Genomic DNA, 10,538 nt, shown 5'->3' on the forward strand with positions numbered 1-10,538 from the left:
CTGGTGTACCTGCTTTGCAGGAGCCTTCTCGTCTAGCTCAAGTACCCCTTCCCACTTTAATCAATAAAGTGTATATAAGATTAATCTATTTGTCGAAATAGATTGTAAAACCAAGCTGCTCTTAATTTACCGAAAGATATTTCGGTGGAAGGGGTGCAGCGTTTTTTTATATTCAAAATTAATACTTTTATTTGCAATTGGGTTGAGCTAAGTGTAGACGTAGTTTGAGGGGAAGGAGGGCCACAATGAGAAAGAAACTGGTTTCCTTAGAGAATATTAAGTTCAAATATGAGGGACAAAAGAACTTTGCTTTAAATGATGTATCGTTTGATATATATGAGGGCGAATGGTTGGCGATTGTTGGTCATAACGGATCCGGAAAGTCAACATTAGCAAAATTATTAAACGGCCTTCAATTTGCACAGACTGGGACAATTACAGTGAATGATAAAGTGTTAACAGAAGAAACAGTGTGGGATGTGCGTAGGCAAATCGGCATGGTGTTTCAAAATCCTGATAATCAGTTTGTAGGTACCACTGTTCAAGATGATGTGGCTTTTGGTTTAGAAAATGTCGGTGTCCCCCAAGAAGTGATGGTGGAGCGTGTGCAAAACGCGTTATCGAAGGTGAAAATGAGTAAATTTCTCAATCAAGAGCCGCACCATCTTTCTGGCGGACAGAAGCAAAGAATCGCGATTGCAGGAGTGGTAGCACTGCAGCCCAATATTATTATTTTGGATGAAGCGACTTCGATGCTTGATCCAAGAGGACGTGAAGAAGTATTGGAGACAGTAAGGGAATTGATGCAGGAGAAGGAACTTACTGTTATTTCTATTACGCATGATCTAGAGGAAGCTGCGAAAGCGGATCGTATAATTGTCATGAATAAAGGACAATTATATCGAGAAGGCACGCCACGTGATATTTTTAAAATGGAAAAGGAGCTTATTGAGCTAGGCCTTGATATTCCGTTTTCTATTAAACTAAGCAAAGCTTTACAAAAGAATGGCGTAGCGATTGACTATGGGCATTTGACAGAGGAAGAGTTGGTGAAGGATTTATGCGAATTACACTCGAAGATGTAGAATATCGCTATCAAGCGAATACTCCGTTTGAGCATCTTGCTTTGCATGATGTGAATCTTTCTATTGATTCGGGCTCATATACGGCTATTATTGGACATACTGGTTCCGGAAAATCAACGCTTCTTCAGCATTTGAATGCGCTATTAAAGCCTACTAAAGGGCGGATTATCATTGGAGATCGAACAATTGAAGCGGGGCGTAAAGAGAAACAATTACGTTCGATTCGTCAAAAAGTAGGGATTGTGTTTCAATTTCCTGAGCATCAATTGTTTGATGAAACGGTGGAGAAGGATATTTGTTTTGGACCGATGAATTTTGGTGTGTCGGAAGCGGATGCCAAAGTACTTGCCCGAAAGGCGATTCAGCACGTAGGCTTAGCAGAAGATATTTTAGAGAAGTCACCGTTTGATTTATCAGGAGGACAAATGAGACGTGTGGCCATTGCAGGTGTGCTTGCGATGGAACCGGATGTACTCGTTTTAGATGAGCCAACGGCAGGGCTTGATCCACGTGGTCGCAAAGAAATTATGGACATGTTTTATGACTTGCATAAAAAGCGAGGCATTTCGACGATACTTGTAACACATAGTATGGAAGATGCGGCGAAGTATGCTGATGAAATCGTGATTATGCATCAAGGGTCTGTCTTTAAAAAAGGCTCCCCGCAAGAAATTTTTTCAGATCCTGTGCAATTGCTTGAATTAGGCCTAGATGTGCCTGATACGGTGCGCTTTCAATTGAAGCTGCAAAAAGAGCTCGGTGTTCGTTTTGATAAGCCTTGTTTAAATATTGATGATTTAGCAATTGAAATAGATAAAGCAATGAAAAGAGGGAACCGCTAATGCTAGATAAAATGATTTTCGGGCGTTATGTTCCGGCGAACTCTGTGATGCATAGAATGGACCCGCGTGCAAAGCTCTTGCTCGTTTTCTTTTTTGTATGTATCGTTTTTTTGGCTAATAATCTAGTAACATATAGCCTTCTTGGTTTAGTTACGCTAGGGATTATCTTACTCTCAAAAATTAAGATTCGTTTCTTAATTAGTGGGTTAAAGCCGGTTTTGTTATTAATTATCTTTACGTTCCTAGTTCATATCTTGTTTACAAAAGAAGGCGAAGTGCTGTATCGACTGGGCTGGCTGGAAATTTATGAAGGCGGCTTGCGACAAGGGATATTTATCTCTTTGCGTTTTACATTTTTGATTTTGGTAACGTCTTTATTAACGTTAACGACTACTCCTATTTCGATTACAGATGGAATGGAGGAATTGTTAAATCCATTGAAAAAATGGAAGGTACCTGTGCATGAGTTGGCGTTAATGATGTCCATTGCTCTCCGCTTTATTCCAACTTTGATGGAAGAAACGGATAAAATTATGAAAGCACAAATTGCTAGAGGAGTCGATTTTTCTTCTGGGCCGATTAAGAATCGTATTAAAGCGATTGTTCCCCTGTTAGTACCCTTGTTTGTTAGTGCTTTTAAGCGGGCTGAGGAATTGGCAACAGCGATGGAAGCACGCGGCTACCAAGGCGGAGAAGGGCGAACGAAATATCGCCAGCTTCACTGGGGTATGATAGATAGTTTGTGTATGATCGGGCTTGTCATTTTAACGGGTGTATTAGTTCTATTACGTTCATAAGAGGGAAAAAATAATGCCAAGATATAAATGTATTATTTCGTATGATGGTACAGCGTTTGCAGGCTATCAGGTGCAGCCGGAAAAACGAACGGTTCAAAGTGAGCTTGAGGCGGCACTTGGAAAAATGCATAAGGGTACGCATGTAAAAGTAACGGCATCAGGAAGAACAGATGCTGGGGTGCACGCCAAAGGACAGGTTATTCACTTTGACTCTACGAATGCTTTGCCTGCTGAAAACTGGCAGAAGGCGCTCAATGCCTTATTACCGAACGATATCGTCGTATTAGCGGTTGAGCAGGTCGCTGATGACTTTCATGCACGATTTAATCCAATCGGCAAGGAATACCGTTATAGGGTGGAACGCAGTCCGCTGCGTGATCCATTTCAACGTCACTATGCGTATCATTATACACATCCATTGGATTTGGAGGCAATGAGAGAAGCTGCTTCATATCTAGTAGGTACACATGATTTTACGAGTTTTTGTGCCTCGAATACGAGTGTTGTCGATAAAGTTCGAACGATTCATGAGATTGAAGTGAAGGAGCAAGGCGATTCGCTGGTGTTTCGCTTTTTCGGCACGGGATTTTTATATAATATGGTTCGAATTCTTGTTGGCACATTGCTTGAGGTCGGAAGCGGCAAGAAGCAGGCGACTGATTTGCCGCATATTTTAGCCAAGTGTGATCGTCAGGCTGCTGGGAAGACAGCACCAGGTCATGGGCTATATTTATGGGAAGTATACTATCCCGAAAATTAATTTTTTTTACTAATTTTGATGATTTCTTCTAGAAATGGCTTCATAAAGGGATTTGTTATTCACCAAGACAACTAGCCCTGGTGTAACATTCGCTTGACAAGGCTTCTGGAAGAGTTTAATATAATATGGTATGTATTTTAATCCCGCGATAAGCCCCGGAAGTTTATTGTGATGAAGATAAATATTAAAAATTTAACTGTTTTTAGGAGGATAACCATGCGTACGACATTTATGGCGAAAGCTAACGAAGTGGAACGTAAATGGTATGTGATCGATGCTGAAGGTCAAACTTTAGGTCGTCTAGCTGCAGAAGTAGCTTCCATTCTACGTGGTAAACACAAACCAACATTTACACCAAACGTTGATACTGGTGATCATGTAATTCTAATCAATGTAGAAAAAATCGAATTGACTGGTAAAAAATTAACTGACAAAATTTATTACCGTCACACTATGCACCCAGGCGGTCTTAAAACAAGAACTGCTCTTGAGATGCGTACAAACTACCCAGAGAAAATGCTTGAACTAGCAATCAAAGGTATGCTTCCAAAGAATTCTCTTGGTCGTCAACAATTCAAAAAATTACACGTATACGCTGGTCCAGAGCACAAACATGCTGCTCAACAACCAGAAGTATATGAATTACGCGGATAATTATTAAGGAGGTTACTATCTTGGCACAAGTTCAATATTATGGTACTGGTCGCCGTAAGAGCTCAGTTGCTCGTGTACGTTTAGTACCAGGCGAAGGTCGCATCGTAATCAACGGTCGTGACATTAATGAATACATCCCATTCGCAGCACTACGTTTAGTTGTTAACCAACCACTAGTTGCTACTGAAACTACTGGAAGCTACGACGTTCTTGTAAACGTTAGTGGTGGAGGATACACTGGTCAAGCTGGCGCAATCCGTCACGGTATCGCTCGTGCATTGCTTCAAGTAGATCCAGAATTCCGTCCAGCTCTTAAATCTGCTGGATTATTAACACGTGACCCACGTATGAAAGAACGTAAAAAATACGGTCTTAAAGGTGCACGTCGTGCTCCTCAGTTCTCAAAACGTTAATTTTACGTTTCAAGGCTCTCAACCAATTTGGTTGGGGGTCTTTTTTATGCCTCAAAAGTACTTTTGACCGTATTTTGACTTGTTAGGGGTAAAAGGTGTAAATGCTATATGTACCAACTTGCCAAGTTTGCCTGTACTCAGGTTGTGTTAAGAGTAAGGGGGAGTAAGTAGCTAGAGTGAATCCGTAACCAGGTTTAGTTCAACAGAAAAAACGGGGTAAGTCTGAACTGAGGTTTTTAAGTGGATGTATACAGTGGGCAATTAGTACAATCGACGCGAAGATGTAGCAGTAAGTATCAATAATAATGAAAAAGGCAAGGAATTCTAATACTCCTTACCTTCTCTTTTCTCCTCAACCTGTTGCTGGTTGTAACACTCTATCCTTGACTTGCTAATAAGGATTGAACCGTTACAAATTTATATCCTTTTGCCCGTAGTTCATCAATGATTCCTGGGAGTGCCTCAACGCTTCCTTTTAATAGAGGAGTGTCAGACTGGAAGTTATGAAGCAACACAATACCTCCAGGTGAAGTATCACGGTGAATGATTTCCAAAATATCGTCTGCAGTTGCTCCACTCCAATCAAGTGTATCAACAGACCATAGAATATTTCTCATTCCAAGTTCATTAAACAGCTGCATATCTGCTTTCGTATAGGCCCCATAAGGCGGTCTAAATATATCGGGTCTTCTTCCAACAACTCTTTCTAGTTCTGCCTGTGTTAAGAGAATTTCTTTTCGAATTTTATCTGTCCAAATTTTTCTTGTATTAAAATGAGAATATGTGTGATTTGCAATGGCATGTCCTTCATTTACCATTCTTTTTACCTCATTAGGATATGCCCTAGCTTGTTTTCCCATTATAAAAAAGGTCGCCTTAACATTCTTTTCTTTTAAAATGTCTAGAATTTGAGGTGTATAAACATTATCTGGCCCGTCATCATATGTCAAGGCAACAAGCTTTTCTGTAGTATTAAGCTGCTTAATATTATTTGTCTTAACAGAGAAATTAGTCTGAATAAAGGTTCGGGAAATATGTGGATCATACCTTACTTCCATTCCCAATTTTTGTGCAACCGTAACAATTGGTACATAAGGTTCTCCTTCTAACTCAATCGTCTCTGTTGGCAAAGGAGACCGTTTCCATACACCTCCAACATAGTCATCAGTAAATCTTTTCCCTACAGGTAATGCAAACAGTGTTTTTTTCAATTTAAATACTACGGACTGATACTTTTCATCCCAATCAACATACACCCCGGTATTTTTAAGGAAAAGGGCAGGTACGAGTAAGTGGCCTTCTCTCATCGTATATTTGGTGGTGATAGGCTCCCCATCTATGAAAATGGATGCTTCAGGCAGCATGGATTCACTCGCACTTGCATGATTAGTGATAGAATAAAGAAAAAAAGACAAGGTCACGCAGGTAAAACTGATTAGAAATCTAAAAAAAATCCTTTTCCTCTTCAATTTGATGTCTCCTTTATTTTAATTTTCCATTTTAGGTTTCCCTTTCTATGTAGTATTACAACCAAGAAATATTCCCCAATGGAGGCTGATGGGGAGAAAGAAAAAAGCCCGATAAATCAGGCTTTCAGTAAATCGTTTTATTCGGTTTTAATATCTCTTCACCCTCAGTTGAGAGATTAGGTTTAGTAGCGATATTATGAAAAGTTGTCGAATGTATGCCATTTTCGCCAATATTGTTAATGAAATGATTTTTGGCTAAGCAGCTGGTCGTTCTTGACTTACGGGGTTAAATACGGAGTAAATATTTGATTACTATGCGCATTGGCCCATTCATTTGAATATACTTTACATAACCCCTTAATGGTGGAGAGGTTACAAATGGATAACGAATTGAAAGAATCAATTGATTTAAATCTAACGAATAATCAATTTAAGGAAGTTTTTGGTGCAGCGGTGGTAGCTATCGGAACCATTCTTTCTGCTATTGGAAATACGCCATTGAAATTTTTAAACGATGATTTTCGAGAAAATTTAGATTTGTACGGAAATACCTTGCAGGCAACAGGGAATGCCCTACAAGCTGATGGGGCAGGAGGAGTATCTCTTGGGGCGGTCGGAAGTGAGATTCAGGCAATGGGGAATAGTACAGTAATTATGGGACTGCTTATTGATTTTGAAAATGAAACAGAGGAAAAATTAATCATTACAGGAAACTGGATGCAAGCCTTAGGCGGACTTGTGTCGTTTGCTGACGAGATTGAAGGAGATACAAGTGCAGGTCAGGTTTATAACATTATCGGGAATTTATTACAATCCATAGGGAATTCCTTGCAAGCAATAGGTGGAATATATGATTTAGAAAAGAATAATGAAAAAGATGAAAAAAACTTTGAAAGTTATAGTTCCTATTTGACTTTTGAAAAAAACAACAGTGAAGATAAAAATGGTGAATCATTAACAGTTAGTGGGAGTTGGATTCAGGCTACGGGTTCTGTCCTATCTTTGATTGGACAAATAAAAGAGTGTGAAAGTGAACCATTTAAAAATGATTTTAATTAAAAAGCAATGACATCCAAGTTTTGTAGTTGGGTGTCATTAGTTTTTAACGATGAAGTGAGTCATTAAATTTTCTATAAAAAAACAGGCATGTGTACAGAGGGGGAGTGAAAACTAGTTTTATCCTCGTTCTTTACGAGTGATTCGGAAAATGGGGGGGACAATCGTGAATGTAATTATGGATTTACAGGAGCGGCAGAGAGAGAAGCAGATTAAGTATGAGCGGAGAATCCTTCGAGAACTATCGCTTGAACAGGTCAAAAAGCGTTTTGTACAGTACTTTGATAAAGGCTACATAGATGTGGTGGAGGAAGGGTGCTTAGATATCGCCATAGAAGCCTTTTTACTGGGAGCGCATTATAGCAAATTTGGTTATTATGGAGAGTCTGAAGAAGAGGTAAGGGCACGATGCTTTCAAGAGGAGAAGTATTTGGTTGATACGCTGTTTCATTTTATTCGCTATTGGGGCAAGATTGGCTCAAATGAGAATTTTGAAGAGGGGCTCTATTATCGCTGTGAAGGATATGTAGAGGCTTGGTGGAAGGATGGATTTAAAACAGGGGAAAAGCGTCATAAAATGAAGCTGCACTGAAGCTAGAATTTGTTCTAATTCCGTAGTTCGTCCCATATTTTTAATGTATAGGGGCAAATGGAAGGAGAGCAAATGACAAGGAAGCTAAAGTATGGAGGATTTGCGTTAGGTATAGTCATTCTTTTTCTAATTGTGACAGTGAAGTTTGTGGAAGATGATTCATGGAACGCTTGGAATTTACCCTTATCTGGAAAAGTTATCGTGCTAGATGCAGGTCATGGCGGTATGGACGGGGGAGCGAATATAGGCAATGTAATGGAAAAAGATATTGCCCTAAACGTAACGTTAAAACTACGAGATTATTTGCAAGAACAAGGTGCATTAGTCATTTTGACAAGGGAAGATGACTCGGATTTAGCAGCGAAAGACACGAAAGGGATTTATCTTCGTAAAAGTGAGGATTTACGCAAGCGAGTCGAGTTAATTAATGAATCAGAAGCGGACTTATTTCTCAGTATTCATTTAAATGCTTTCCCCTCAAAAAGCTCGAAAGGGGCACAGACTTTTTACACTAAGCGTTATGAAGAAAATGAACAGTTGGCAAAATTTATTCAGGCAGAAATTATTCGAAACTTGGAGAACACATCCCGCTATGCCAAAACGATTAACCGAGTATATTTAATGGACTACGCTAAGAAGCCAGGAGCACTTGTTGAGATTGGCTTTTTGTCAAATGCTGAAGAGAGGGAACGCTTAGTGAAAGAGGAGTACCAAGAGCAAATTGCAGCTTCGATTTATAAAGGAGTACTACGTTATTTAACTGAGGAAAAGATAACGGAAAAAGAAGAGCCTTAAGGTGCAAAAAGGCTCTTTTTCTTGTTTTGAGTTTTGGCAATTAAGCATTTATTCTGTAGTATGTTATACTACTATTGGTAAAAGAAAACAACTTACGAAGGGGTGCTCGAACTTGTTAACAGAAGAGAAAGTACTGGATATATTAAAGGGGTTAAACGACCCTTTTCTTCATAAAAGCTTAGTAGAAACAAATGGTGTATTAGAAATTAAAATAAAGCCTGAAAAAAATCATGTAAGTGTGAAGTTGGCTATTGCGAAAACAGGTACATCTGAGCAAATGCAATTACAAATGCAGGTGGTTGAGCTATTGAAAGAGGCTGGAGCAGCATCTGTAGGTATTCGATTCACTGAACTTTCTGAAGAAGAGTTAGCGAAACACCGTGAAAGTATGCCGGAAGAAGATCTTGGCTTATTATCTCCAAATAGTAAGACGAAATTTATTGCCATTGCGAGCGGAAAAGGCGGCGTTGGTAAATCAACTATTTCGGTGAACTTTGCGACAGCGCTAGCGCGTTTAGGGAAAAAAGTAGGGTTAGTCGATGCAGATATTTATGGGTTTAGTGTACCGGATATGATGGGTATTACAAAACGACCAGTTGTACGTGGAGAAAAGATTATTCCCGTGGAACGTTTTGGTGTACAAGTTATCTCCATGGGCTTCTTTGTAGAAGATAATGCTCCGATTATTTGGAGAGGACCGATGCTTGGGAAAATGCTAAATAGCTTCTTCCAAGAAGTAGAGTGGGATGATTTAGACTATTTAGTATTAGATTTACCGCCGGGCACAGGGGACGTTGCTTTAGATGTTCATACGATGCTTCCAGCTTGTAAAGAAATTATTGTTACAACTCCACATCCAACAGCTGCATTTGTTGCAGCACGTGCGGGGGCAATGGCGATTAAAACGGAACATGAAGTAATCGGTGTTATTGAAAACATGTCGTTCTTTGAAAGTAAGGTGACAGGAGAGAGAGAATATGTTTTCGGAAAAGGCGGCGGAGAGAAACTAGCAGAAGAACTTCGTACAGAAGTGCTGGGCCAGTTACCTCTACAGCAGCCTGATTGGAATGAAGAAGATTTTGCTCCATCGATTTATGCAGCAGATCATCGAATTGGAAAAATTTTCGAAGATATCGCAACGAAAGTTATTAATAAATTGCAGTAAGGAACAAATGAGTTTTTACAGCGCAGTTAGACTTTTCGCAGTTAGACTTTTCTAAGTAAAATAAAGAAGGGCTGTCCTAATAGTCAATAAATGACTTATAGGACAGGCCCTTTTTTTTATTATGATCCTTCGCCGCCGCCTTCTTCGCCACCGCCGCCACCTTCTTCTTTTTTCTGCTTCTCAACGGCTTCTGTGGCAGCTTTTTGAATAGCCTCTTCGACTTGTGCTTTTACGAGCGGGCTTTCTGCTGTTTCAACAATGAGCTGTTTATAAATTTTCCGCATCTCATTTTGTTTGAGAATATTGGTGATTTCTTTTTGAATATCAGGTTCCTTCATCGTATCGGTTAACAATGTGCGATAGGCTGGATCTTTGGCAAGTTCTTTTAACACTTTCTTATGTTCAGATCGTAAAGCTTTAGCATAAGCTTTTGTAAACTCATTATCTTCAAATGCTTTTTTCCAAAATTCTTTTCCTTTATCGGAAGTGAGGGTACTTTCAATCGCTTTTGTTACGGTGTCATTATTCATAATAATTTCATTTTTCATGCTTTCGTCTTTGAGTACTTCCTGTAACGCCTTTTTTCCGTCATCTGTTTTTAAAATATCGACAACCATTTTCTTCGTTTCTTCATAGTCGACTTTTTCATTCGTACCTTCTTGATTACAGCCTGTACAAATGATGAAAAGCGAAATCAACAAAAAAGCGACCCCATTTTTCATCGGCAGTGCCCCTTTCAGTTTTCTTACTTTTAATATGATTAAATCAATCAATTTTATGCACAGTCGCCATTATATTAGATTTTCAGAAAATGAATTGATACAATTAAATAGAAAATATAGTAAAAATTGGAGGTTTGTTATGAACAGTCGTAATGTAGTTCGCTTATTTATGACAACGTTGCTTGTTG

The 10,538-nt window shown here is 39.2% G+C and carries 13 protein-coding genes (1 of these 13 only partly in view); 11 read left to right on the top strand and 2 right to left on the bottom strand.

Features of this window, described 5'->3' with window-relative positions; translation table 11 throughout:
* The first annotated feature begins 245 nt into the window (after positions 1-245).
* The 6 genes from BAOM_RS00805 (at position 246) to rpsI (ending at position 4,551) form a co-directional block, all read left to right on the top strand.
* A complete protein-coding gene (locus BAOM_RS00805) occupies positions 246-1,085 on the top strand; it encodes an energy-coupling factor ABC transporter ATP-binding protein (RefSeq protein ID WP_127758678.1) in 840 nt (279 codons plus the stop codon).
* Positions 1,061-1,927, top strand: coding sequence for an energy-coupling factor ABC transporter ATP-binding protein (locus BAOM_RS00810; RefSeq protein ID WP_127758679.1), 867 nt, complete (start codon positions 1,061-1,063; stop codon positions 1,925-1,927). The genes BAOM_RS00805 and BAOM_RS00810 overlap by 25 nt, the downstream gene beginning before the upstream one ends.
* Positions 1,927-2,724 carry an energy-coupling factor transporter transmembrane component T family protein gene (locus BAOM_RS00815; protein ID WP_127758680.1) on the top strand — a complete coding sequence of 266 codons (798 nt, stop codon included), beginning with the start codon at positions 1,927-1,929 and terminating at the stop codon, positions 2,722-2,724. Before BAOM_RS00810 ends, BAOM_RS00815 begins: the two co-directional genes overlap by 1 nt.
* 13 nt (positions 2,725-2,737) lie before the next feature.
* Positions 2,738-3,484 (top strand): tRNA pseudouridine(38-40) synthase TruA, encoded by a 747-nt coding sequence (gene truA, locus BAOM_RS00820; protein WP_127758681.1) that lies wholly within the window; start codon positions 2,738-2,740, stop codon positions 3,482-3,484.
* 216 nt (positions 3,485-3,700) lie between these two features.
* The gene (gene rplM / locus BAOM_RS00825; RefSeq protein ID WP_127758682.1) at positions 3,701-4,138 is read left to right on the top strand and encodes a 50S ribosomal protein L13; all 438 of its coding nucleotides are present in this window, start codon (positions 3,701-3,703) and stop codon (positions 4,136-4,138) included.
* Between the two features lie 20 nt (positions 4,139-4,158).
* The gene (gene rpsI, locus BAOM_RS00830; RefSeq protein WP_119118237.1) at positions 4,159-4,551 is read left to right on the top strand and encodes a 30S ribosomal protein S9; all 393 of its coding nucleotides are present in this window, start codon (positions 4,159-4,161) and stop codon (positions 4,549-4,551) included.
* Positions 4,552-4,928: 377 nt separating this feature from the next.
* Here the strand turns inward: rpsI and BAOM_RS00835 are convergent, their stop codons facing one another.
* Entirely contained in the window at positions 4,929-6,020 is a 1,092-nt protein-coding gene (locus BAOM_RS00835) for a polysaccharide deacetylase family protein (RefSeq protein WP_127758683.1), read from the bottom strand.
* 378 nt (positions 6,021-6,398) lie between these two features.
* On the opposite strand from BAOM_RS00835, the gene BAOM_RS00840 reads away from it, so the two are divergent.
* The 4 genes from BAOM_RS00840 to BAOM_RS00855 all read left to right on the top strand — a co-directional run bounded on the left by BAOM_RS00840 (position 6,399) and on the right by BAOM_RS00855 (position 9,628).
* Positions 6,399-7,079 carry a DUF6944 family repetitive protein gene (locus tag BAOM_RS00840; protein ID WP_127758684.1) on the top strand — a complete coding sequence of 227 codons (681 nt, stop codon included), beginning with the start codon at positions 6,399-6,401 and terminating at the stop codon, positions 7,077-7,079.
* A gap of 163 nt (positions 7,080-7,242) precedes the next feature.
* Positions 7,243-7,668, top strand: a complete 426-nt coding sequence (locus BAOM_RS00845) for a DUF2521 family protein (protein WP_127758685.1) — start codon at positions 7,243-7,245, stop codon at positions 7,666-7,668.
* 72 nt (positions 7,669-7,740) lie between these two features.
* The gene (cwlD, locus tag BAOM_RS00850; RefSeq protein WP_127758686.1) at positions 7,741-8,463 is read left to right on the top strand and encodes an N-acetylmuramoyl-L-alanine amidase CwlD; all 723 of its coding nucleotides are present in this window, start codon (positions 7,741-7,743) and stop codon (positions 8,461-8,463) included.
* Positions 8,464-8,575: 112 nt separating this feature from the next.
* Entirely contained in the window at positions 8,576-9,628 is a 1,053-nt protein-coding gene (locus BAOM_RS00855; protein ID WP_127758687.1) for an Mrp/NBP35 family ATP-binding protein, read from the top strand.
* 119 nt (positions 9,629-9,747) lie between these two features.
* Here BAOM_RS00855 and gerD read toward each other — a convergent pair whose 3' ends face one another.
* On the bottom strand, positions 9,748-10,350 hold the full coding sequence (gerD, locus tag BAOM_RS00860; RefSeq protein WP_127758688.1) for a spore germination lipoprotein GerD: 603 nt from the start codon (positions 10,348-10,350) through the stop codon (positions 9,748-9,750).
* A gap of 139 nt (positions 10,351-10,489) precedes the next feature.
* Between gerD and BAOM_RS00865 the strand changes: the two genes are divergently transcribed.
* Positions 10,490-10,538: the 5' portion of a KinB-signaling pathway activation protein gene (locus BAOM_RS00865; protein WP_127758689.1), read on the top strand. It continues 623 nt past the right edge of the window; the window shows 49 of its 672 coding nt (coding positions 1-49); its start codon is at positions 10,490-10,492; its stop codon lies off the right edge, out of view.

Source organism: Peribacillus asahii, assembly GCF_004006295.1.
GTDB lineage: Bacteria > Bacillota > Bacilli > Bacillales > DSM-1321 > Peribacillus > Peribacillus asahii_A.